Origin of the sequence: Algibacter pectinivorans (assembly GCF_900112595.1) — a bacterium.
Lineage (GTDB): Bacteria > Bacteroidota > Bacteroidia > Flavobacteriales > Flavobacteriaceae > Algibacter_B > Algibacter_B pectinivorans.
In genome coordinates this window covers 356,885-382,291 of record NZ_FOMI01000003.1, presented here as the reverse complement: position 1 = coordinate 382,291, position 25,407 = coordinate 356,885, and the positions used below count along the sequence as shown (strand labels likewise).

Here is a 25,407-nt window from a genome sequence, read left to right as displayed (position 1 = left end):
CTTATGAAAGGCTAATAAAACCGATTACATGTAAATAAAAATTCATAAAACTAATAGTTTGGTACTTAATCTAAAAAAGCGGATAACAATATATACTTCTAATATCTTTGTAGGTGTAAATTGTAAAAACTAATATTATATTATGAAAAATCTTACTAAATTATTTTTATTAGCAATGCTTGTAGTATTTGCTTCCTGTCAAAATGAGACAGTAACCGAAGATACTTCTGCTCTTTCTGAAGAAGAAGTTATGGAAAATGAATTAGCTCAAGAAGATGAAATTTTAGTATCTGATGGCGAGGAAGACGAAACTTTTGTTTTAAACAATGATCTTTCTACTGACATGCCTGCTCAAGATCTTTCTTTTTCTTTAGCTAGTAATTCTTATTCTGAAGGTTCATCTAAATGTGAGGCTGATTTAGATGCACTTAAATTGAGTTTACCTGAAACGGTAACCGTTACAACTAAAGATCCTGAATGTAGTCCTACAGGAGGAGCTTTTATTGGATTGGATATTACAGAAGGTCCTTTAGCTGGACTAGATTACGATGCTTATTGTATCGACTTAGAAGGTTTTATAGACATATCTACTTACACTTTTGATGTTTATTCTAGTTACGATGAAACTTTAAGTGGGTTAGAACAAAGCCCTGGTGTTCCTTTATTTGAAAACGCTGATGTTTTTGGAAAAATTAATTATATCTTAAATCAAGATATAATTGGTACTGAAAGTCCATTAGGAGGAACGTACACCTTTGGTCACGTACAGTGGGCTATTTGGGAACTAATTGAAGGTACAGGAAATAACTGTACAAACGACTGTGATTATCTATCTTGTAACCCAATTAACCAATGGGATAACGACAAAACTTATAACGAAAGTTTAGGTTTAGAAATAGTTGCTCTTGCAGAAGGACAAGAAAATTTTGTGCCTGAGTGTGGACAAAAAGTTGCTGTAGTATTAGCTTCTACGGTTCAACAATCTCTTATTATTTCTGTAGACGTTCCTGAAAAAGAAGAAGTTTGTAGCGACTGTGAAGGTGAGGTAACACAATTAGAATTAGAATTTGATTGGCACAGAGCCAAAAAAGTAGATATCGTTCAAAGATATGAAGGTACGCGTTACGGAAAAAGAGTATATTGTAATAGAAGTGTTCAACCAGGTGAAGTTATAAATATTTCTGGTACTAACCGTGATGGAACATTTGGTAAATACATTTACATTTATATTAACAACTGTTACTACACTAAAATTAGAACTAATTGCGATACTAAAATTGGTCCTGGTTATTATAGAGGTGTATTTAATGTTGTTAGTGGAAAAAGTAGTAAAGGTGGAGAACTTTGTGAATTTGTGGAATCTACTCACTACAAATGTGTAAGATATTGGTAATCGATGTTTGTTAACGTTATACAACGTTTATAAATACAACTACTATAACAAAGTAAAAAGAGGGGTTTAATATACCCCTCTTTTTTTTGTATTATATAAATATAGTATTAATCAAAAACACATCAAATTTTTAGATGTTTATAAGCATCAAAAGCGCTACTCTTTTCCTTTTCATTTTTACTAGATGCCTAAAATGCAATAAGGCTCTGTATTGCATAGTGGCTAAATAGATTAAATATTCTTAAAGCAACCAAGAACGTAATCATGCATAATATCAGTATAATCCAAATGTGTTACTATTCTAAGCTTATTACTTCCCATATTAATAATATAAATATTTTTATCTATAAGTTTTTTAATAAATAGGTTTTCATCTACATCTTTGTTAAGTTCAAAAATTACTATGTTAGTTTCAACAGGTTCTACACCTTTTACAATACTCATTTTTTGTAGACTCTCCCCTATTTCTTTCGCCTTTATATGATCTTCCTCCAGCCTGTTAATATTATTTTCTATAGCATATAAACCTGCTGCTGCCAAATAACCCGATTGCCTCATATTACCACCAAAGATTTTTCTAACCCTAAGCGCATTGGACATGATATTTGAATTACCCACTAACACAGAACCTATTGGTGCACCCAAACCTTTACTTAAACAAACCGATATGGTATCAAATACTTCACCATATTGCCTAGTTGTTTCATTCTTAGAAATTAAGGCGTGCCATAATCGCGCACCGTCTAAATGAAAACCTAATTTATTTTCACTACACACTTTTTTTATCCTTAGGATCTCCGTAAAGTCCCAACATGCTCCGCCTCCTTTATTTGTGGTGTTTTCAATTTCAACTAAAGCAGTTTTACTATAATAATACGCATCTGGATTTATAGCTTCCTTTACTTGTTGGGCAGTAAACAAACCTCTATTACCATTTATCAAATTACAAGACACACCACTATTAAATGCAGCACCACCAGATTCGTAATTAAAAATATGAGCGTATTTATCGCAAATTACTTGATCACCAGGTGTGGTATGCAATTTAATTGCTGTTTGATTTGACATAGTGCCACTAGGAAAAAACAAGGCTTGTTCTTTGCCAAACATTTCAGAAATATGCTTTTCTAATTTATTAATTGTTGGATCCTCTCTAAACACATCGTCTCCTACCTGAGCATCCATCATCGCCTCTAGCATTTCTTTCGATGGTTGGGTTACTGTATCACTTCTTAAATCTATTATCATAAATTAAATATATTTGTGTAATTATAAAATTTAAGGACCTAAACAACATTAAAAATATGGTCAGAATACAGTTAACGGGCATATTTAATGAAATACCACTTTTTGATAAGCATTTTTCCCCTTAATAATAAAGATTTCACTTTCTGAATTGTGTTGAAGTACTACTACATCATTAAAGTGTTCGAATTTATAGTACAAAAAATCACAAATATTTTTAACTAAAAACTGATACTCTAAAGCTTTCCAGTTTATTGATGTAAACGTATTAATTTCATCCGTTATAGTTTCTAATTCTATAATCTCAAAGCTTTTAACAAAGGGCGTTTTGTCTTGTGATTCTCTTGAAAATTTACTTTTAATTGTTTTTAAAGTTTCAACAGCTTTTTTCTTTCTTAAAAATGCTTTTGTGGTAACTTTTAAAACTTCAATATTTGCTTTAAACTTAGATTTTAAATCACTTTTAGAATACACAATATGATGCTTAAAATTATAAATTAAATTACTCCATCTACGCTTATATTCCAAATCGCCATGACCTTGATCATATATAGAATAGTTATTTTCAATACACCACTCTATCTGCTTATAAACTCCAGTATTCCCTAGACCAAAAACCTGATAATCTATATTATAAGAAGCTATAGACCCTATTAGAATATCTTTAAAATGGTACTGAACATTGATTTGAATAGGCTCATTATTATTATATATTACAAAAAGAGATGCTTTTTTTAATTTTATAAGTTTATATACACTGTCAACTAATTTTCCCCATTCACTTAAACGATAATTAGCATCATTTCTTTGTTGAAATCTTTTGATTAACATGTCTCGTAGAGCTTTCATCAATATGCTATATTGTGCTTTTGAAATTTCTCCGTGATAAAAAACATACTTCACGTTAAAACACATTTCTAAACGTTTAATGTTTTTAAATATAGGTTTTGAATTTTTACCATATTGACTACGTACATAGCTAATAATATCTTTAAACCCTTTTAGTTTTGAGGCATAACCCAACCGATATTCATTAATAACCTTACTAGTTAAATGGTCTTGATAGCTAATATTTAAATATTCTGGCACAATTTGAATTGATATATTTTTTTGTTCGATAGCCTTCTTAAAATTACTGTAAAGTATAATATCATTATCCTTATAACCAATTTTTAAAATACAATCTGGAACAACTTGCTTTTCAAAAAGATCATCGTATAAATTAATTCTATTAGTGTTCAAGTTTGACATAAATTTTAAATTAACCGTAGTGCTTTTGTTTGCATAATTAAAAAAACAGAGTGCTATTGCTTATTATATAATACCTATTTAGATTTTTTTAAACTTTTAAAAAAAACAACAACACCTTTATGCTTTAAAAATTCCTTTATATAAACTTTGCAATATTCTATTTTACCTAATATTATAGCTTTAAAAGACTTTTTTTTACTTAAAACATGATGCTCAAAATTATAAATAATATTACTCCATTTTTTTTTGTAATCATGATCGCCATACCCTAGTTCTAAAAGCTTATAGCTATTTTCAAAACACCACTCTATATGTTTACAAAGGTCTACATGGCCCAAACTAAACTTTGCATAATTAATATTATAGCAAGAAATCCAGCAAAAAATCATGTTATTAGACAAATAATTTAATGAAATATTTATTGGTGTATCGGCATTATAAATTACAAAAATATTTGCCTGCTTATTTTTTAAGCTCTCGTAAAAATTATTTTTTATTTGCAACCATTGGCTTAATTTTTCGTCCTTCTCATTTTTCTGCTCAAATCTTTTGTCAAGCATTGCCCTTAACTGGTCTAATAAAGATATATACTCAGATTCTAAAATATCATGTCCTAACATTCTATAGGTTATTTTAAAGCCATCCTCCAAACGCCTAACAGATTGTCTAATTGTTTTTCTAAAACTACGACTCATATGCCTCTCCATATAATCTTGTAGATTATTTATTTTCGAAATATCAATAGCGTAACCTATATTAGCCTGCGTAACTTTACTTAACTTGTACTCCTCTTCATTAACTACATATTCTAGATAATTTGGACACAGACTATGAGAATGAACTAAGCTATTTTTCTTATAATCTTTAATATTATTTTTTAAGATATTCTCTCCCCTATTTTTTATATCCAAATAACAATTAGGAATTTGTCCTTTTTGAAATAATTCTAAAAATAAATTTAATTTACTTAAATTCTTTTTCATAAAAACCGGCTTGATTTATAACAAGTTAACTTTTTGAAACTTATTTTTAATTGCCAATATAAATTCTGATTTATTGGGCGTTTTATACACTTTTAATAGGCTTTTATGAGCCGAATTAGAAAATAAAAAGTCGTTAATAGGTTTCATCAATTTTAAATAATCATTTTGCTCATAATTTATTATTTTCATATTTTCTAAGGCTTTCTCGTCATTATAAGGATTGTAAACATATTCTGTTTCTACATTTTTTGTATTTAAAAAATGTAGTTTGTTTTTTATATTATTATAAATCAGATTTAACTTTTTAGAACGCAAAAACTCAAAAAATTGAATTTTAAAACCTTCTATTCTAAAGGCTTGAGTTGATTTAAAATTTGAACGCTTCGGAATTGCCAAAAAATGATCTAAGGTATAAATTTGGTTGCTCCATCGTCTCTTATAATCATAATCTCCCCTACCCATTTCGTAATGCTTAAAACTATTGTGTATACACCAATCTAGTTGTTTATAAATAATCACATTACCCAATCCAAATTTAGAATAATCAAGGTTATAAGACGCTATAGCATTAAAATAAAACTTACCAAAAATATAATTTAAGGAAATAGATATAGGTTTACCTGACTCATAAACCACAAAAATAGATGCTTTATTTTCATTTATAAGGGCAAAAAATATCTTATAAAGTCTATCCCACTCCAATAACCTATCATTTATCTCTTTTTTCTGTATAAATCGCTCTTGGAGCATTAGACGAAGTGCTTCAAATAATTGATCATATTCCTTTTTCGAAATCGTACCAATATGCATCTTATAATTAATATCAAAACACATTTCTAAGCGTTTAACATAGCGCCTAATTTCTCTAGCTTTTTTCTTAAACTGAGCGGTTACATAGTCGTCTACAGAAGTATAATCGTCATTAATTTTTATAGAATAACCTTGATGAAATTGAGCTATTCGTTTCGTTTTAAAATTAACATTAAATGACGGAACTAAATACCTAGGAATAGATTTTAAAGAATAATACCCCTTTCGCTTCATTAAATCATTCGAATCAATATTACTTAAAAGCACTATTTCTGGCTGCTCAACATGTACAATATTGTCTATAGGTTCCGAAATTACCTGCCTTTCAAAAAGATCAAAAAAGAAATCTCTATTTTCTTTAAAACTCATAGTAATAAAACAATTATAAGATATTTAGGTTAAGTTATTACGAAAGAAAACTACCGCATTAATCAATAATTATTGATTTTAATAATATACACCAATAATACGATAAACTAGAGTTATTTGCTCCCACAAACTTGCATCTTTATTTACCCGTTATCAAAAATATTCTTTAAAGCGTTATTAATTTCTTTTATCTGTAACAAGGTAATTCGTTTGGCTTTATTCAATAAATTGTCACCTTATTTTCTATTTTTGTTTAAAATTAAAATTTCATGATAACAACAGATCAAATTAAAGATCTAAATACCCGCCTCGACAAACTTAGGCACTATCTTTGACATAGATGCCAAACTTATAGAAATACAAAACGAAGAAGAGCACACCTTCGATCCTAATTTCTGGAATGATTCAAAAGCAGCAGAGGCTACTATGAAATCACTTCGTGTAAAGAAAAAATGGGTACAAGATTACAAAGATTTAAAAACGTTTATTGAAGACCTCGAAGTCATCTACGAATTTTTCAAAGAAGACGAAGCTACTTTAGAGGATGTTGAGAAGCGATACGGTAAAGCGCTAGAATTACTTGAAGATATCGAGTTTAGAAACATGCTTTCCGAAGAAGGCGATAATTTAAGTGCCGTACTACAAATTACAGCTGGTGCTGGTGGAACAGAGAGTTGCGATTGGGCAAGTATGCTCATGCGCATGTATTTAATGTACGCCGAAAAAAGCGGTTTTAAGGTAAAAGAATTAAACTTTCAAGAAGGTGATGTTGCCGGCATAAAAACGGTTACCTTAGAAATTGAAGGCGATTTTGCCTTTGGTTGGCTAAAAGGAGAAAATGGAGTACATCGTTTAGTGCGCATCTCCCCTTTTGATAGTAATGCTAAACGCCATACAAGTTTTGCATCGGTATATGTTTACCCCTTAGTTGATGATACTATAGAAATTGAAATTAACCCTGCAGATATTGAGATTACCACGGCACGTTCTAGTGGAGCTGGCGGACAAAATGTAAATAAAGTAGAAACTAAAGTACAGTTAACGCATAAACCTTCAGGTATTCAAATTTCATGTTCCGAAACCCGTTCTCAGCACGATAACAGATCTAGAGCCATGCAAATGCTTAAATCGCAATTGTATGAAATTGAGCTACAAAAGCAACTATCGCAGCGTGATGATATTGAGGCTGGTAAAATGAAAATAGAATGGGGAAGCCAAATTAGAAACTACGTAATGCATCCTTATAAATTAGTTAAAGATGTGCGTACAAGCCACGAAACCGGTAATGTTGATGCTGTTATGGATGGTAATATAGACGCCTTTTTAAAGGCTTATTTAATGGCCATGGGGCAACAAACCGAAGACAATAATCAATTATGAGTAAAATAGATACAATAATTTTCGATCTTGGTGGTGTTTTAATTGACTGGAATCCAGAATATGTATTTTTAGATGTCTTTAATAACGATAAAGAAAAAACAAAATGGTTTTTAGATCATATTTGCACTAGCGATTGGAATGAAAACCAAGATGCTGGCTACCCTATTGCACAGGCTACCAAAGACAGAATTGCTCTTTTTCCTGAATACGAGAAGGAAATAAAACTATTTTACGGGCGTTGGCCAGACATGTTAGGTGGTGCCATTGAAGGCACAGTAGATATTCTAAAAAAATGTATAGCGTCTAATGATTATAAAGTAGTTGCTTTAACCAATTGGAGTACCGAGACCTTCCCTATTGCCTTAAAGCGTTTTGAGTTTTTACAATGGTTTGAAGGTATTTTGGTTTCAGGCGAAGAAAAAACTAGAAAACCTTTTAAGGATATTTACACGCTAACTTTAAAACGTTTTAATATTAATGCTCAAAACGCAGTGTTTATAGATGATAATCTAAGAAATATTGAAGCCGCCAAAGCATTAGGAATTCATGGCATTCATTTTGAAACACCAGAAAAACTCCGTCAACAATTAAAAACCTTTAACATCCATTTATAATGATAAAAATATATCACAATAACCGTTGCAGCAAGTCGCGTAACGGCTTAGCACTTTTAGAAGAATCTGGAAAACCTTTTGAGGTGGTTAAATATCTAGATAATGTTCCTTCGGCGTCAGAATTAAAAAGCATCATTAATTTACTAAATATCAAACCCATAGAATTGGTGCGAAAAAACGAAGCTATATGGAAAGAAAAATTTAAAAACAAAACCCTAAGTGATGCCGAAATAATTGCTGCTATGGTAGAATACCCTAAGCTTATAGAGCGCCCAATAGTAATTAATGGAAATAAGGCGACTATTGGCAGACCAACCGAATTAATTTCAAGCATTTTATAGTTTAATCCTTTAATTGTATTAACATAATTTTAACCTATTACCGTTAAACCTTAAGCTAAGTTTGTAGTCAAACTTTCTAAAGACTACTAATGCATAAAAACTATTTACTACTATTAGCTTTAATATTTGTAAACCTATTTTCATTTGCACAAAAATTAAAAGGAAAAGAAGTAAACATCTCTGGAGTTGTTCTAGATAAAGAAACCAACCTCCCTCTAGAATATGCTACAATAGCCTTTTTTAGTAAAGCTGAAAATAAAATAGTTACTGGAGGAATTACAGATGCTAAAGGAACTTTTAAAATACCTGTACCAACAGGTGTGTATAACATCTCTATTGAATATATTTCTTTTAAAACAATTACGTTAACCGATAGGGAAATAAAAAAACCTGAAAATATTGGTAGCTTTTTACTTGAAATTGATGCCGAATCCTTAGGCGAAGTAGAAATTATTGCAGAACGTACAACCGTAGAAATTAAACTCGACAAAAAAATATACAATATAGGTAAAGATCTTACCACTGCTGGTGGAACAGTTAGCGATGCTTTAAATAATGTACCTTCGGTTGCCGTAGATATTGAAGGCTCAATAAGTTTAAGAGGAAACGAAAATGTAAGAATATTAATTAACGGTAAACCATCGGCCATGGCAGGTTTTGGAGACACTAACGTTTTAAGCCAATTACCAGCCGAAGCCATAGAACGCGTTGAAGTAATAACGTCGCCTTCTGCAAGATACGATGCCGAAGGTACAGCTGGAATATTAAATATTATTCTACGGCAAAAAGAAACTCTAGGTTTTAATGGTTCCTTAAATATAACAGTAGGAAGCCCTGAAACAGCAGGAGTTTCCACAAATATTAACTATCGTACCGAAAAATTCAACTTATTTTCTAACCTAGGTTTTAGATATTACGATTCGCCTAGAAATAGCTTTAATGATACCGAGTATTTTGACAAAGTAATCGATGGCGTTACCGAAGCTCCAGAATTTGAAAGAATTATAGAAGATCAAGATGTTACTCGAATAAACCGTTATTACAATGCCAGTTTAGGTATGGAATATTTTTTATCGAAGAAAACATCTTTAACCGGAAGTGTTTTTTATCGCTATGGTGAAGATGCCGACTTATCTGAAAACTTTAGCGACCGGTATAATAATGATAATCTTGTAGAGCAAACCCTAAGAAAAGAAAAGCAAGATGAAGCGGGCGATAACTACCAATTGGCCCTAAACTACATTACTAAATTTAACGATGCTGGCCACGAATTAACAGCCGATTTACAATTTGAAAAAGGTTCAGAAGAACAATTAACAAGTATTAGTGAAGACTACCTTTTAACCAACCAAACCAATCCAGACGCTATACAAGAAGAAATTGTTAATGAAATTGAAGACGAAAAAGAATATCTATTACAATTAGATTACGTGCTTCCAATTGGAGAAAATGCAAGGTTTGAAGCTGGCTATAGAGGTAATTTTAAAAACGAAATTAAAGATTATGTATTACGGCAAGAAGACATTAGCGATGGTAGTTTTTTTATAAACGATACCATTACCAATATTTTTGACTATTCCGAAAATATTAATGCCCTATATACCCAATATGGCACTAAATATGGCAAGTTTTCTTTTTTACTTGGCTTACGTTTAGAAAACACTCAACTTAAGGGCGATATCAATTCTAGATTAAGTGATAGCGAGCTACAAGAAGCATTTGGTTTTCCTATAGATACAGAATTTAACAACAATTATTTAGGCCTTTTCCCTACCTTAAATTTAATATTTAATATTGGAGAAAACGACTCTGAAACTGAAGAAAGTATAACATTGGGTTATAACAGGCGAATTAATAGACCTAGAGGGTATTTTATAAACCCATTTCCATCTCGCTCTAGTAGAACCAGCGTAATTCAAGGTAATCCTAATCTACGTCCTGCTTTTGCAAGTGCATTCGATATTGGTTATTTAAAACGATGGGATAAATTGACATTAACATCGTCTATTTACTATCAATATGAAACCGATTCTTTTGAGCGTGTTGAAGAGAATACAGGACAACAAACAACTGATGGTATTGATATAATAAGAACTATACCTGTAAATTTATCCTCAAACGCTAGAACTGGAGGTGAATTTGGAGTTTTATACAACCCAAATAAGTGGTTAAGATTAAACAGTAGTTTTAATGTTTTTCAGTTTAAAACTATAGGAGAATTTAATGGTGTAGATTATGGTGTAAAAAATACAAGTTGGTTTGCTCGATTTAGCAGTAAGGTTAGCTTACCAGCAAAAATTGATTGGCAAACCAATGCCAACTATCGTGGGTCTAGTCAAGATGCACAATCGTATAATAAAGGTATTTTTAGTTTAGACCTAGCGTTTAGCAAAGAGATACTAAACGATAATGCAACTATAGCTTTAAATGCTAGAGACGTGTTTAACTCTAGAAAAAGAAGAACTCTTACTACTACTGAGTTTTTTAAACGCTATAATGAATCTCAATATAGACAGCGCCAAATAAACGTATCGTTTAGATACAGGTTTAATCAACAAAAAATGCGAAACGAGCGCAGAAACAATGACGGAGATGACGATATGGATTTTTAATTGTAAAAGGACAAGGCATAAAAAAAGGGAAACTAAATTAGTTTCCCTTTTTTTATATATTAATTTAATGTTTTAAGCTTGACGCTTAGCTTTCTTCTCATCTCTAATTTCTTTCAATCTTTCTATTAAAGAACCTCCTATCCAATAAGGAATAACAAACGTTAATAAAAAAATCATTAACCAAAATCCTATTGTAAGTATGGTTAAAAATGCTAAAAAGCCTAAATATTGGTCAAAATCAAACATAATGGTAAGTATCTATTTAAAATCTTACGCAAATATAATGCAAAGTGTTTTCTTATACAATATCAAAATAAGATTTATTAACAGAGTTATTCACTAATCTAAATTAGGTTGAGGTGTCATACGTAAATAAGGCTTAATCTCGTTAACTCCTTTCGTGAAAATACCTTTAGCATCTTCGGTTGAAATGGCAGGACTAATTACCACATCTTCACCATGTTTCCAGTTAGCAGGTGTAGCTACTTTATGGTATGCCGTTAATTGTAAAGAGTCAATAACACGTAAAAGCTCGTCAAAGTTTCTTCCCGTAGATGCCGGATAAGTAATTATTAATTTAACTTTTTTATCATTTCCAATTACAAAAACCGAACGCACTGTTAATTTACTATCGGCATTTGGGTGAATCATGTCGTACAACTCCGAAACCTTACCGTCTTCATCTGCTATAATAGGAAAATTAACCGTTGTATTTTGAGTTTCATTTATATCTTTAATCCAGCCATGGTGCGATTCTAAACCATCAACACTCAACGCCATAACTTTAACGTTTCGCTTATTAAATTCTTCGGTGTATTTTGAAACAGTACCTAATTCCGTTGTACAAACAGGTGTATAATCTGCTGGGTGGGAAAATAAAATACCCCAACTATCCCCTAGCCATTCATGAAAATTAATTTCACCTTCAGAGGTTTGAGCTGTAAAATTTGGAGCTTCATCTCCTAATCTAATTGTTGCCATATTATATACGTTTTAAATTTAAACTTAATTTTTAATCCTACTAAATTAATAGATTTAAACCTTATTAGATAATTAAATTCGTTATTTATATGTTAAAAACTAACAAAAATCATCTTTAAAAATACCATAAATGAGTTACCTTAGCATTTCATAATTTAAGCATTATTAAAATGAGTTACAGAATTGAAAAAGACACTATGGGCGAGGTTAAAGTGCCTGCCGATAAACTTTGGGGAGCACAGACTGAACGCTCTAGAAATAATTTTAAAATAGGCCCTTCTGCATCCATGCCACTAGAAATAGTTTATGGTTTTGCATACCTAAAAAAAGCGGCTGCTTATACCAATTGCGAATTAGGTGCATTGGCTATAGAAAAGCGCGATTTAATTGCACAAGTGTGTAATGAAATTTTAGAAGGTAAACACGACGACCAATTTCCTTTAGTAATTTGGCAAACAGGTTCGGGAACGCAAAGTAATATGAATGTTAACGAGGTTATTGCTAATAGAGCGCATCAAATTGCTGGTAAAGTTATAGGTGAAGGCGAAAAAACAATTCAACCTAATGATGATGTAAATAAATCGCAATCGTCTAACGATACATTTCCAACAGGTATGCACATTGCAGCCTACAAGAAAATTGTTGAAACAACTATTCCTGGTGTAAAGAAATTACGAAATACCTTAAAAAATAAATCTGAAGCTTTTAAAAATGTGGTTAAAATAGGTAGAACTCACCTCATGGATGCCACACCGCTAACATTGGGCCAAGAGTTATCTGGTTATGTAGCACAGTTAGATCATGGCTTAAAAGCTCTAGAAAGCACTTTAGCACATTTAAGTGAATTAGCACTTGGTGGAACTGCTGTAGGTACAGGATTAAATACGCCTAAAGGGTATAGCAAACGTGTAGCAGAATACATTGCAGAATTTACTGGGCTACCTTTTATTACGGCTCCAAATAAGTTTGAAGCTTTAGCGGCGCATGATGCTTTAGTAGAAACTCATGGTGCTTTAAAACAATTGGCGGTTTCATTAAATAAAATAGCAAATGATATTAGAATGATGGCTTCTGGTCCGCGTTCTGGTATTGGTGAAATTATTATTCCTGCCAACGAACCAGGAAGTTCTATTATGCCCGGAAAAGTAAATCCAACGCAATGTGAAGCTTTAACCATGGTTTGTGCTCAAGTAATGGGTAATGATGTGGCTGTTTCGGTTGGTGGCATGCAAGGACATTACGAGCTTAATGTTTTTAAACCTGTTATGGCGGCTAATGTTTTACAATCTGCACAACTAATTGGTGATGCATGTGCTAGCTTTGAAGAACATTGTGCTGTTGGTATAGAGCCTAACCAAGAAGTAATTACCAAACTTTTAAACAACTCTTTAATGCTTGTTACCGCGTTAAATACAAAAATTGGGTACTATAAAGCTGCAGAAATAGCTAATACTGCCCATAAAAACGGAACAACATTAAAAGAAGAAGCTGTTAATTTAGGCTATGTTACAGCCGAAGATTACGATGCTTGGGTAAAACCAGAAGATATGGTTGGAGGACTTAAGTAATAAATATATTTTTAGCCCTATATAGAGATAGGAGGAAATTTTCTTCTGTCTCTTTATAGTTGGCTAGCTAATTCTTCTTTTAATATAATTAAGAATATAAACCGTTTTAATAAAAAAAACCTCAAACAGTAAGTTTGAGGTTTTTTAATTTATAGGGAAGGTACAATGGATTATTTTATAGATTACTTTAAAGTAAACTCAGAGCTAGATACTAAATCCTTTTCATTAAAAACGTTTACTATATATCGTCCTTTTTCAAAATCATTGCTAGAAGTTACAAACTCACAAACATTAAGACTAGCATTTTCATAATTAAACTTACTAACAATACTGTAGTTTAAAGTTTTCTCACCAAAAGTAATTTGTTCGTTTAAACCTAAAATATTGCTATTAGGATCTATTACTTGTACATATAACTCTTCGTCTCCGGCCTGCACTAAAGTATTTTTAGCTACTGTAAAACATACTCTAATTTTATCTGCTCTTCTTGCTCTTTCTGTTGGTATTAATTTTCCAGAAGTTCTTTCAATAACTCCAAACCCTTTTAAACCTACAGTATTTAAAATAGCTGCGTTAGATACCACTTCGGCTAATGCGTTATTCTGTACTAACAATGAATCTGTAAAAATAGTACGCTCTTCTAATCGAACACGTGTACTATCTAACGATGTTGCTAAATATGAATTCTCGACTCTTAACGAATCATTTTGAGCTAATAGCACGTCCATCTCTTTCTGTAATGATGCATATTTACTTTTATATCTCCATAAGCTTTTTACGTTGGTTTCAGAAATCTTTAAAGAATCTATTAAACCTTGTATACGTGCTCTAGCTTCTACTAAATTACTGTTAGATAATTCGTTTTCGCCAATAGCATCATCATATTGCTTAGCCATAGCGTTCAAATCATTCATAACTAACTGCTTTTCTTCAGATAATTCATTTTGAATTTTTTTGCTGCTACTATATAAATTCATAGTATAAAATCCTGTTGCTAGAAATAGAACTAATGCTATTCCTAAACCTACTTTAAGCCCTGTATTGCTTTTGTTATTTTCCATAAATTCTTGTTTTAATGTTTTTAAGTCTATTTAATCTCTCTTTAAAATGCTTAACAAATTATGATGTATATACATAATTCATTATTATAAAGCTAATCGAGTTTTTACTTAACAAAACTAATCTAATTATATTACCAAACAAATCCTGTTTTTAGTCTATAAGAAGCTAACATATTATTCTGCTAACCTGCATTTGTTAGATATACGATTACTTAGTTCTTTTAGATGTTGCTTATAATGCAACGAAAAAAATATAGGCATTATTTTATGTTTTTAAAGAACCCAAATACTTATTTTACAGAACTTTAACATGTAAACTTAAAATTTTGTTAAACCCTTAATAACGCTTATTATATTAATAAAACAGTTTTGGTGATTTTTAAAATCGATTTAAAATTTAATGTGTTTAATTCTTTTATGAAGTAGAAATTACTATGAAGTAATACCAAAAAGATTACTTTTAGCATAACAAAACGTGTATTGCCCAAAACCTAATTTGATAATAACAAAATACAATGCATACCATTATACCTTTTAAAAATAAATATGCTGCAGATTTTTATACTTTAAATATTGAATGGCTACAAACCTTTTTTTATGTTGAACCTTACGATGAAGAGGTATTGGGTAACCCAAAAAAATACATTATTAACAAAGGCGGACATATATTTTTTGCTAAACTTAATAATGCAATTATAGGAACTGTAGCCTTAATGCCCATTGAAAATAGTGATAGCTTCGAATTAACAAAAATGGCCGTATCTCCAAATTATCGTGGGCAAAAAATTGGACAGCAACTCATGCAACATTGTATTGATTTTTCAAAGGTAAGCAACATACCTAAACTAATTATATATTCTAGCAGAAAGCTTGAAAACGCTATTTATATTTACAAAAAATATAGTTTTATAGAAATTCCGGTAGAACCTAATTGCCCTTATAAACGTTGCGACATTAAACTGGAACTTGTGTTGTAACTATTCCGTAACACCCTCTAAATCCAACATAAAGGCATAATATAAGGCTAGCATTTTATACCGCTGAAAACGGCCGGAAGCACCACCATGACCTGTTTCCATGTCGCAATCCATAACTAATAAATTGTTGTCTGTTTTTAAGTCTCGTAACTTAGCAATCCATTTTGCTGGTTCCCAATATTGTACTTGGCTATCCCAATAGCCCGTAGTAATTAAAATATTGGGGTAGTTAATAGGCTTAACATTGTCGTAAGGCGAATAGGAAAGCATATAATCATAATATTCTTTTTCCTTTGGGTTTCCCCATTCATCAAATTCAAAAGTAGTTAACGGAATACTTTCATCTAGCATCGTAGAAACAACATCAACAAAAGGAACTGCTGCTATTACGCCATTCCATAAACTAGGTTCCATATTTAAAACAGCTCCCATTAACAATCCTCCTGCCGACCCACCTAAAGCATATAAATGTTTACTTTCAGTGTATTGTTCTTTAATTAAATATTTTCCAACATCAATAAAATCTGTAAATGTGTTTTTCTTTTTTAATAATTTACCGTTTTCATACCAGTCTCTACCCATTTCTTGCCCGCCTCTAACATGAGCAATAGCATAAATAAAACCTCTATCTAACAAACTTAAACGCGATGAATTAAATGATGCTTCTGTACTACTACCATAAGATCCATAAGCATAAAGCAATAGCGGGTTTTGTCCATTCTTTTTTATGCCCTTTTTATACACTAGAGATACCGGTATTTTGGTTCCATCTTTTGCGGTAGCTTCTAAACGCTCGGAGATATAATTTTCAGTAGAAAACGAATCATCTAAAACTTCTTCTTGTTTTAGTAACACCTGTTCTTTCGTTTTCATATTATATTCATAGGTGCTATTGGGTGTCGTTAATGAGCTGTAATTATAACGCAATAAATTGGTGTCGAAATCGAGGTTAGAAGTTGTATAGGTTAAATAAGCAGGATCATTAAATGCCAAGTAATGCTCGTTACCATTCCATTCTTTTACTCCAATATGCCTTAAACCACCTTTAAGCTCTTCAATAACCAAAAAGTCTTTAAAAATTTCCACCCCTTGAAGAAACACGTCTTCCTTATGCGGTATTACATCCACCCAATGTTCCTTTTCTGTTTTATTTACTGGTGTTTTAACTAATTTAAAGTTTTTTGCATCCTTATTTGTCCTAATGTAAAAATGATCTCCGTAATGTTCTAAATTATACTCTAAATTTTTTTCTCTTGGCTGAACAACCTTCCACTTACCATTAGGCGAATTGGCATCCAATACTCTAAACTCTGTAGATAAAGTTTGATAACTTACTATTGCTAAATAGGCTTTAGATTTGGTTTTAGAAACAGCGCAGGCAAATGTATCGTCTTTTTCTTCAAAAACCACTTCGTCTTCTGATTGATTAGTACCAATAACATGCTTTACAATTTTGTTTTGACGCAACGTTTTAGGATCTTTAGTAGTATAAAAAATGGTTTTATTATCATTCGCCCAAACCGCACTACCTCCAGTATTATCAAGCTTATCTTTTAAAAGCGCTCCTGTTTCTAAATTTTTAAAATGAAGTGTGTATTGTCGTCTTGAAACCGTATCAATACCAAATACAAGCATTTTATTGTTTGGACTTACGGACTGCGAACCAAACCCAAAATACGAATGCCCTTTAGCAAGTTCTGGACCATTAAGCATAATTTCTTCATTAGCACCATCTTCTAGTTTTTTTCTGCAAAACAAGGGGTAATCACCACCTTCCTGAAACCTTCTGTAATAGGAATAACCATTATCCTTTACAGGAACCGATTCGTCATCCTTCTTAATTCTACCAACAATTTCATCGTATAACTTTTCCTGTAAGCCATTAGTATGTGCCATGGCTTTATTAAGGTAATTATTCTCTGCATTTAAATAATCTAAAACATCTTGTGTTTGAGCGTCTGGTGTTTCTGCATTTTTTTGGTCATCACTTAAACGCATCCAAAAATAATTATCAATACGTGTGTGATCATGCACCGTTAATTCCTCGGGAACTTTTTTAGCTATGGGAGCTTCAAGTGAAACATGTGGTTTTAGAGGTTCGTTATCTTTACATGAATACATTAAAATAAAGAGAAACAAAAAAGTAAAAAGAGTGCTTTTCATAATACCTAAATTTAGAGCTATGAAGGTACGAAAAATAACACCACAAAATATGTAATTTTTTGGCGCTTAACATTTTAATAGTTTGTAGGAATAACAAAATTAAATCCATTATTATATCTAGTATCTCCTTCACTATATAAGCTATATCTAATGGTACTATTAAACGCTATAACATCCCTTAATCTTCGTCTTAATTGAGCATATGGTGCGTTACCTTTTAAGGATGTATTTCTAAAGGTCCTCACATCATCAAATTGCATTTTTAATTTCGGAATATATATCGTTTCAATTTCTATTTTATATTTAGACAAAGGACCAAACATATTAAAGTCTTCTTTAAATCTTAACCATTCATATTTTTTAGTATAAAGATTTAAAATTTGAAGCAACATGTTTTTATCTGGTTTTAAATATCTTTCATATTGCCCAATAATATCATTAAAAATTTCGGTTATAAGTTCATGAAAAAGCACTTCTTCTTGAATTCTTTTTAATAGTTTAGTTAATGCATTTAAAATTAATTTAGAAAAGAAATCGGCTTCTTTAATATCAACTCCTTTTTTAACTAAAAACTTTCGTTTTTTATGCTTGTAAATGCCTGACCAGAATATCTCATTATAATTAACAACTTCTACAATAATTTCTCTTTTGGAAAGTAAAGTTAATAGGGTTACATCCAATGTTTCATAGAGTAACTCTTCCCAAGACACTTTATTTGTAAGCGATACATGATTATATTCAAAATCATGATATTTAGTAAATGTATACAGTCCAATATCCTCACAATGAAAATTCATAGGGTCTATTTCTATAAACGCCCTAGAAGTTATATGCTTTGAATAGAAAAACGAATAGATTGACATGCTAATTATTAGACGCCCTCAAAGAATCAAGTTGTCTTTGTAACCTAGCTATTTCTTCGGCTTTTTTATCTACTTGAGGTATAACATTTATAGTATCTTTAGGCTGCTCAACCATATCGATAGTTTTTGCTTCTTCGGCATAATAATACCCAATTTTTTCGCTGGAGCGCCATGCTTCATTTAATTGGTCGTACACTGTTTTATCCCATTGACTTGGGTGCTTAACATCAATCCAAACCACATCGCGATATTCGCTATCCACTAAAGCCAAATCTGGAGTTGCCGAACCATCAAAATTATCTGAGCCTTCGCGAATTGCAGAAATTGTACCTAGAAAAAACAAACGTTTTCTGCCTGCAATATCTTTTATATAGGGCCTAAATTCTACCGGTTTGTTAACCGACCAATCAAATTCTTTACGAGATTCTATAACTTTTAATGGCATAGCAGAAACACCTGCATAGCCTTCTTTTTTTGATGCATGATCATAATAGTAAAAATTATTACTTCCGTCGGCTGGCACAAAAACACTATAAGTTAAACTTGTTCTTTCGTTTCCAACAGGCTCTAAACCAAACCAGTGATACAATCCGCTATAGGCGTTTGTATTGGTATCTGTAAAATTAAAATCGGTTACAAAAGGTTGTTGGTTTTGGTCATCTGCCAAGTTTGGAATTTTAACGGCGGTTTCCATATTCCATGGTAATGGATCGCTAAATCCACCTAAGAACTTTAAGGATTCGGCTTGTAATCTTGATACTTTTTCGGCTAGTGTATTTTGTCCAATTAAAAATGGATATTTATTCATGTCTTCTGGACTAACATAGTTTCCTTTTCCAATTAAAATACGCTCTATATAGTCGTTAAAATCGTGCTCGCCACTATCAATTACCATAACACCTCCAAAGGTTGGATAAGGAAAAAGGAAGCCTTTCCATTTTATTAAACTCACTACTTGCACCCATTTACCAGAATCGTTTTTCATGTAATAGGTATCGCTAGGTTCCATGCTAAACAGTTGAAAAAAGTTGAAACGTTGCACTACGGCGTTATATGTATTTCGACTAAATTTTAAAGATTCGCCAATTGAAAATGTTACAGGAATGCGATTCTCGCTAGAAAATCTAGGAAAAGGTGTTGTGCTCGATACCGCAAAAACTTCTTCGGTATTATCGGTCATTCCTTGCCACATATATTTTTCTGTAGGCTGAATGGCCATGGTCCATTTATTCTCGTTACCAATTCTAACTAAATGTGGTAAGGAAACATCTTTAGTTTCTCCTACACTTTCGTTAGCCATAGAAAACACATTACGAAGCGGTTGGATGCGCTCGTTTTGCGTTAATGGTAACTCGTGAATTTCTGTTTTATTTAGGTTATTAAATACATTGTAAGTTTTCATGTAATCGTACATTTTAAAATGCCAACCTACAACGTACAAAATTCCAAAAAATACAAGTAACACGACTAAAATACCTAATCGACCTCCTGTTGTTGGTGAATTTCTGAATTTTCGTAACCCTAAAAACAAAACAATACCACTAAGTAGAATGATAAAAATAAATTTTCTAACAAATAATAAAGCAGGTTGATAGTCGTCTCTTAAAACAAACAACGCTATTAATAAAACTAATGCTCCAATAATGGTTATTGTTTTTTGTTTCTTTCCTTTATTCCAGTAGTTTTTAATCATAATGAGACCCTCCTTAATCCTCCCAAAGGGAGGAAACAAACAGTTAGGGCAACTGTATTTTATTAATTAAACTTATTTTTTATTCTTAACTCTTATTACTTGAAACTATAAACTGATTACTAAAAACTGCCAACTTAAAGCAGTCCTTTATCCTTTAAGCGCTCTCTTGCACTCTTCTCCTCTACTTTAGGCTCGTTAGCAATTTCTTTTTTAGCCTCTTTAATTACTTTTGGTTTTTCGTTTTTTAAATCTTCAATAAAGTCTTTTCCCTTTTCGAATGTCTCTTGAACCATATCTTCAATCGAGTCACTTTTTTCATCGATAACCGCGCTAGATTTAAAAATAAAATTTGCTAAATAAGTTCCTATTAAAGTACCAACAATCATGGATGCAAAAATGGATATTGTAGCTATATCGATAGGAATTAAAAACCGAACAATTACAATGCCTATTAAAAACAGGAATCCAACAAAAACGAGTCGTAATAAAAACGTTTGCTGATATACAAAACCCGTTTTATCATAAGGTTTCATTTGAAGTTCTTTCGAGTTTATTATTTTATTAAAAAACCGATACAGCCCATTACCTTTAGATTCTCTCCAATATAAAAAGATTCCGAATAGTATAGCGCCAATAAATACGATGAGTTCTAGTGTCATAATTAAATAGTTTGAAGTAAGGAGTTGGAAGCTTGAAGTTGCTTACTCATCCCTAGATTTGATTTTTTAAAGTTTTATTCTGTTTCTAAAGGCTATAGTCATATTCATAATTAATTTTTTAGTCAAATTTTATTCATAAAGATAGGAAACTCCCAACTTCTTACTTCATGCTTCAAGCTTTAAATATTGTTACTAATCGTTTCAACTGCCCAATCCTTAAGGGAATCATCCCAAGTTTTAAAATTGCTATAAAATGCCTCTTTATCATACCAATACCAAAATAAAATATCTTTTGATGAAATATTTACCAATAATTTCCAGATTAAATCTTGGTGTTTCGCATCTAATGAAGAATGCGGTTTATGCAGCGCTTCAAATAGTTTTTCGTCAACAATATCGGCTATTTTGTATTGGTTACTGGTTTCTAATTTCTCCAAATAGCGTTCTACGCTCATTACTTTTTTCCTTGCCTTTATATCAAGTTTATTTAGGTAACTTTTAAATAATATAGGGTCGTTTAGAATATCTTTTACCGGATGATTTACATTTTTTAAATGCTGAGCCATTTCAAATTTCTTGATACGTTCGTAACGTTTTGTGGTAATTGCTTTTTCTAAATCGTATTCTATAATAACATGATCGCGCAGTTTATCCATAAGTTCTGGCTGCTCAATATGATAGATTAAAACATCGTAGTTGGTGTCCTTTATAGCTTCTTTATGCCATGTTTCATCTTCGAAAACTACAATAGGTTTTATAAAATCTCTTAAAACATATACGCCTCCAAAGGCTCTGGTGTAAAATGAATCGGTTGTAAATTGTAATTCGTGTAAATCTAAATTTCTGGTTCTTAAATCGCCAAAGGTTTTAGCAGAATCTAGAATTTGCTGATGCAAGCTTTCATCTATAAAATTATTAGCCCGTTTAAAGGTTTCAACAAGTTGTAATTGTTCTTTTTGAACATGCTTCAAGTTATCGATAAGATGAAAATTGATGGCGACTTTATTATATTTTAAAACGTCTAAAGGTTCGTAAAATGCGTCTATGCCTTGATCGAAATCTAAACAAACGGCACAATCTCTTGTAATATCTTTTATCTTTTGGTCGTGAATTTTAAACACAAACTTCATCATATCCCTATCGAACGAATGAAATGGTAAATACACCGGTTTGCCTTTTTGAAGCGGAGAAATAATAATGCCATGCGGATTTGCTTCACCATTATTTAAATAATTTAACGCTCCTTTTTCTTCAGCCACTTCCGGACTCCACCCTATACCATCAATGTGAAAGGTTTTTAGCTTTGTTTTAGAAAAACCAAGTTTTACTAAGCATTTGTTGTAACGCTCAACCAGTTTTCCGCTTACGGGAATGAGTTCGCTTCTGTATAAGTTTGCTTGTTTTAGTCTATCCATTTATTCTAATAACTTATGAATAATAGCATACTGTAACAACACAATGGTTCGCGTATCAACAATTTCGCCATTATTCAACATTTTTACGGCATTTTTAAAAGGCATTTCTAGCACTTCAATATCTTCATGTTCTGTATCAACACCACCGCCTTCATTTACCTTCATATCATCGGTATATTCTCCAATAAAAAAGTGCATTTTCTCGGTCATTACCCCAGGCGATGAATACGCTTCATATATCTTTTTAACGGATTTTAAACGATAACCAACTTCTTCTTCGGTTTCTCTAATAATACAAGCTTCCGGGTTATCTTTATCCAGCATACCAGCTGCAACCTCCACTAAAAAGCCATCCTTATTATCATTTAAATACGTTGGCATTCTAAATTGTTTGGTTAGGATTACGGTTTGTTTCGCTTTGTTATACAAAAGTATTCCTGCACCGTCGCCTCTATCGTAAACCTCGCGCATTTGGTTTACCCATTCGCCGTTGGACATTAAATAATCGAAAGTGACTCTATTTAAAATGTAATAGTTATCTGAAAGTAACTTGGTCTCAATATTTTTTATATGCTTATCGCTCATTTTCAAAAGTACTTCTTGCTTTAGTTTCTATATTTAATTGGTTCACTCGGGCATCGACTTTTCGTTTAAAATCGGTATCTGCAATGGTTGCCACATTATCTAAATAACGCACCACTTCTTGTCGTCTAATTTCAGAAAAATCTAAGCCTTTCATATTGCCACGCATCAATTCTTGAAGCATATTAAACTTGGTGTCGTATTCTTGTTTGAAATAGATTTCTGGGTTCTCAAACCAATCTTCTTCCAAGTCGAAATCGGTTAATCGTAATGAAATTGCCGATTGAATATTACGTACATCTCGCGAAGAAAAGAACGGAAACACAGCCTGCATTTCCTTATACAAATTAGCATAAAATAAATGCTGATTGGTTTTAAACTGCTTTTCTACTTTACTATAAACGTCGTGAACGCGTGCTTCTGTTGGCTTATCGACGTTACTTAAAATATCGCCCATGTTTTTAGCTAAACCTTGATCTTGTAAATAGGCATAGTTTTCGGGACCTTGCATGTTCACAAAATCTGGCATCGTATCGTCTAATTTACGCCACCAAATGTGATCTTGATCTAAAAAATCGTGTTCTGTTCTTGCCCCATCAATTTTGAATCGTCCTTGTACACGAGAAATTACCGCTTTATCCAACATTTCTGGCAGGTTAGTAAATAAGCCTATGGAACTGTTACCGTAATTAACGGCATAAGCACCTTCGGTATATCTTAAAAACACACCAATAACTTCCTTAACACCCGCCGAAACACCTTGAGCAGTACGTTCTTGCAAGTTATTTTCGGCATCGTCAATAGGTGCGAAAATTAATTTTGTTGGATCTTGCATGGGTTTCATCCATTCTACCATTTTTTCGGCAGATCCACCTTGAAATGTCGAAATTAACGTATCTGGCATAGGATGAAATAAAAACGGAATATCTAAAGTATCGCAATGCTCTTTAAGTCTAGTAGCAATAGCAGCAATTAACATACTTTTTCCTGTTCCTGGAATTCCATACCCCATAAACACTGGCATAAAACCACCAAGCTCTTGAAACGGATTCTTTTTGGCAGTAAAATCGTAACTCAACATACGCTCTGTTAAACGACGCGCAAAATGCTTTGCATCTCGATTACCTACAATTTGCTCGAACTTAATTTTATTAAACTCGATACTTTTTACGGTACCTTGAAACACATTATTCCAACCAGAAATTGCAAATTCAGATTTTTCAAGTTTATAGGTTCTATCTTCAATGGTTTCAGTATACTCTAAACTGCTTTTTCTTAACTGAATTTCGTCAATTAAAGCTTCAAAATAAACCACTGTAAAATCAATAACATCTTTATCGGACTTTATAATTTCAGGATGGTCTAGGTATTTATCAAAGTAAAATAAACTACACGATATTCCTTTTAACGGCGACATTAAAGACAATTCTGGTATTCCAGCAAATTTCTGTTTCATGACGCTTAAATCGTCGGAAGCATGTGGTTTTAAATCGTTTAATATTTTATAAGCCGTTGCAAATAGCATAAACGCGGTAGCGGTATGCATTTTGCTCTCATACTCACGTTTTCCGTTATTATCTAGAGCCGATTTGTTTTCGTTTAAACTAGATAATCCTGATGCATCGTAATAACTATCTTTAATCCAAATGCCTAAGGTTATACCTTCTTGAACAGCATATAACGTTTGGTTTAAATATATTGGAAGCGCCACAGAATCGGGCAACAAACGCTTTTTTAAAGCCAAAATGGTTTTTGAAACCGAGGTTATACTCGCAGAACTGCCATTATTAGCTCTAGATAAATACAGTAAAATAGATTCATCTTTTGCATCTTTATCTCTGTTTTTTGCACGCGACCCTTGCTCCCATTGTATACTTTTTAAGTAGGATGAAGCTTCATCGCGAAGCATATCGAGTTCGGTTAATTTTATTGGAAATGTTGAATTGTGCTCCATGTTCTTAGTCTTCAGTCCTCAGTTGGCAGTATTCAGTGCTTACTGTTATGGACATTTATTTAGTATTTGGTTGGTAGTATTCAGTCTTTAGTTCCTACTGTTGCGGATTTTCCCCGCTATAATTTTATTTATAATCCGAATTTATCTGGATTATTCATCATATAATTTAATAGTTTACCAATTTCTTCGCTTTTATTTTGTAATTCTAATCTTTTTTCTTCTCGAATATACTCGCAAGCTAAAGCAAAATCTAACCAAAGTTGTGTTTCCGAATTTTCTCCATCAGCATCTGATAATTTACTTTTAAAATGTTTTTCATATTGACGTTTTCTATAGCCTTCAGCTACATTTGAACAAACGGACCTACTTGAGCGCACCATTTGAGATGTGAGTCCAAACATTTCAGATTTTGGAAAATCTTTTGTTATATTAAAAATTTCCATTGCTAAATCAAAACCTTTTTGATACGCTAATAATGTTTTAAACGACATAT

22 protein-coding genes are annotated in these 25,407 nt (G+C 32.0%); 7 read left to right on the top strand and 15 right to left on the bottom strand.

Annotation, left to right across the window (positions count from 1 at the left end):
- The first annotated feature begins 142 nt into the window (after window positions 1-142).
- Window positions 143-1,393, top strand: coding sequence for a hypothetical protein (locus tag BMY96_RS06665; protein ID WP_092850678.1), 1,251 nt, complete (start codon window positions 143-145; stop codon window positions 1,391-1,393).
- 231 nt (window positions 1,394-1,624) lie between these two features.
- Here BMY96_RS06665 and BMY96_RS06660 read toward each other — a convergent pair whose 3' ends face one another.
- From BMY96_RS06660 to BMY96_RS06645, 4 genes are all read right to left on the bottom strand, one after another.
- On the bottom strand, window positions 1,625-2,641 hold the full coding sequence (locus BMY96_RS06660) for a threonine aldolase family protein (protein ID WP_092850675.1): 1,017 nt from the start codon (window positions 2,639-2,641) through the stop codon (window positions 1,625-1,627).
- Window positions 2,642-2,725: 84 nt separating this feature from the next.
- Window positions 2,726-3,880, bottom strand: a complete 1,155-nt coding sequence (locus BMY96_RS06655) for a GNAT family N-acetyltransferase (RefSeq protein ID WP_217639588.1) — start codon at window positions 3,878-3,880, stop codon at window positions 2,726-2,728.
- Window positions 3,881-3,963: 83 nt separating this feature from the next.
- The gene (locus tag BMY96_RS06650) at window positions 3,964-4,872 is read right to left on the bottom strand and encodes a GNAT family N-acetyltransferase (RefSeq protein ID WP_092850669.1); all 909 of its coding nucleotides are present in this window, start codon (window positions 4,870-4,872) and stop codon (window positions 3,964-3,966) included.
- Window positions 4,873-4,887: 15 nt separating this feature from the next.
- Window positions 4,888-6,051 carry a GNAT family N-acetyltransferase gene (locus tag BMY96_RS06645; protein ID WP_092850667.1) on the bottom strand — a complete coding sequence of 388 codons (1,164 nt, stop codon included), beginning with the start codon at window positions 6,049-6,051 and terminating at the stop codon, window positions 4,888-4,890.
- A gap of 269 nt (window positions 6,052-6,320) precedes the next feature.
- On the opposite strand from BMY96_RS06645, the gene prfB reads away from it, so the two are divergent.
- The 4 genes from prfB (at window position 6,321) to BMY96_RS06625 (ending at window position 10,998) form a co-directional block, all read left to right on the top strand.
- Window positions 6,321-7,431, top strand: a protein-coding gene (gene prfB / locus BMY96_RS06640) for a peptide chain release factor 2 (protein WP_139205224.1) whose coding sequence is annotated in 2 segments (ribosomal slippage) — window positions 6,321-6,383 and window positions 6,385-7,431 — 1,110 coding nt in all. Because the reading frame shifts where the segments join, the coding sequence is not laid out codon by codon here.
- Window positions 7,428-8,045, top strand: a complete 618-nt coding sequence (locus BMY96_RS06635; protein WP_092850662.1) for an HAD family hydrolase — start codon at window positions 7,428-7,430, stop codon at window positions 8,043-8,045. The genes prfB and BMY96_RS06635 overlap by 4 nt, the downstream gene beginning before the upstream one ends.
- Window positions 8,045-8,386, top strand: a complete 342-nt coding sequence (gene arsC, locus BMY96_RS06630; protein WP_092850660.1) for an arsenate reductase (glutaredoxin) — start codon at window positions 8,045-8,047, stop codon at window positions 8,384-8,386. The genes BMY96_RS06635 and arsC overlap by 1 nt, the downstream gene beginning before the upstream one ends.
- Window positions 8,387-8,475: 89 nt before the next feature.
- Complete coding sequence (locus tag BMY96_RS06625) at window positions 8,476-10,998, top strand: TonB-dependent receptor (RefSeq protein WP_092850657.1); 2,523 nt, start codon at window positions 8,476-8,478, stop codon at window positions 10,996-10,998.
- A gap of 72 nt (window positions 10,999-11,070) precedes the next feature.
- On the opposite strand, the gene BMY96_RS15970 is transcribed toward BMY96_RS06625, so the two are convergent.
- Window positions 11,071-11,244 (bottom strand): hypothetical protein, encoded by a 174-nt coding sequence (locus BMY96_RS15970; protein ID WP_175473529.1) that lies wholly within the window; start codon window positions 11,242-11,244, stop codon window positions 11,071-11,073.
- Between the two features lie 93 nt (window positions 11,245-11,337).
- Window positions 11,338-11,979 (bottom strand): peroxiredoxin, encoded by a 642-nt coding sequence (locus BMY96_RS06620; protein ID WP_092850655.1) that lies wholly within the window; start codon window positions 11,977-11,979, stop codon window positions 11,338-11,340.
- A 170-nt stretch (window positions 11,980-12,149) separates the two neighbouring features.
- Between BMY96_RS06620 and fumC the strand changes: the two genes are divergently transcribed.
- Window positions 12,150-13,547, top strand: coding sequence for a class II fumarate hydratase (fumC, locus tag BMY96_RS06615; RefSeq protein WP_092850653.1), 1,398 nt, complete (start codon window positions 12,150-12,152; stop codon window positions 13,545-13,547).
- A 182-nt stretch (window positions 13,548-13,729) separates the two neighbouring features.
- On the opposite strand, the gene BMY96_RS06610 is transcribed toward fumC, so the two are convergent.
- Window positions 13,730-14,608 carry a DUF8428 domain-containing protein gene (locus tag BMY96_RS06610; protein ID WP_092850650.1) on the bottom strand — a complete coding sequence of 293 codons (879 nt, stop codon included), beginning with the start codon at window positions 14,606-14,608 and terminating at the stop codon, window positions 13,730-13,732.
- A 515-nt stretch (window positions 14,609-15,123) separates the two neighbouring features.
- Here BMY96_RS06610 and BMY96_RS06605 point away from each other — a divergent pair.
- On the top strand, window positions 15,124-15,585 hold the full coding sequence (locus BMY96_RS06605; RefSeq protein ID WP_092850648.1) for a GNAT family N-acetyltransferase: 462 nt from the start codon (window positions 15,124-15,126) through the stop codon (window positions 15,583-15,585).
- Here BMY96_RS06605 and BMY96_RS06600 read toward each other — a convergent pair whose 3' ends face one another.
- The 8 genes from BMY96_RS06600 to BMY96_RS06565 all read right to left on the bottom strand — a co-directional run bounded on the left by BMY96_RS06600 (window position 15,586) and on the right by BMY96_RS06565 (window position 25,405).
- Complete coding sequence (locus BMY96_RS06600; protein WP_092850645.1) at window positions 15,586-17,748, bottom strand: S9 family peptidase; 2,163 nt, start codon at window positions 17,746-17,748, stop codon at window positions 15,586-15,588.
- 74 nt (window positions 17,749-17,822) lie between these two features.
- The gene (locus BMY96_RS06595; RefSeq protein ID WP_092850643.1) at window positions 17,823-18,611 is read right to left on the bottom strand and encodes a hypothetical protein; all 789 of its coding nucleotides are present in this window, start codon (window positions 18,609-18,611) and stop codon (window positions 17,823-17,825) included.
- A 1-nt stretch (window position 18,612) separates the two neighbouring features.
- Entirely contained in the window at window positions 18,613-20,304 is a 1,692-nt protein-coding gene (locus BMY96_RS06590; RefSeq protein ID WP_092850640.1) for an energy-coupling factor transporter transmembrane component T family protein, read from the bottom strand.
- A gap of 134 nt (window positions 20,305-20,438) precedes the next feature.
- Window positions 20,439-20,963, bottom strand: a complete 525-nt coding sequence (locus BMY96_RS06585; protein ID WP_092850638.1) for a hypothetical protein — start codon at window positions 20,961-20,963, stop codon at window positions 20,439-20,441.
- A 179-nt stretch (window positions 20,964-21,142) separates the two neighbouring features.
- Window positions 21,143-22,378 carry a DUF6638 family protein gene (locus BMY96_RS06580; protein WP_092850635.1) on the bottom strand — a complete coding sequence of 412 codons (1,236 nt, stop codon included), beginning with the start codon at window positions 22,376-22,378 and terminating at the stop codon, window positions 21,143-21,145.
- Entirely contained in the window at window positions 22,379-22,963 is a 585-nt protein-coding gene (locus tag BMY96_RS06575; RefSeq protein WP_092850633.1) for an NUDIX domain-containing protein, read from the bottom strand. It lies immediately after the preceding gene.
- Complete coding sequence (locus BMY96_RS06570) at window positions 22,953-24,914, bottom strand: AAA family ATPase (RefSeq protein ID WP_092850631.1); 1,962 nt, start codon at window positions 24,912-24,914, stop codon at window positions 22,953-22,955. The genes BMY96_RS06575 and BMY96_RS06570 overlap by 11 nt, the downstream gene beginning before the upstream one ends.
- A 128-nt stretch (window positions 24,915-25,042) precedes the next feature.
- Complete coding sequence (locus tag BMY96_RS06565) at window positions 25,043-25,405, bottom strand: four helix bundle protein (RefSeq protein WP_092850629.1); 363 nt, start codon at window positions 25,403-25,405, stop codon at window positions 25,043-25,045.
- Window positions 25,406-25,407: the final 2 nt, after the last annotated feature.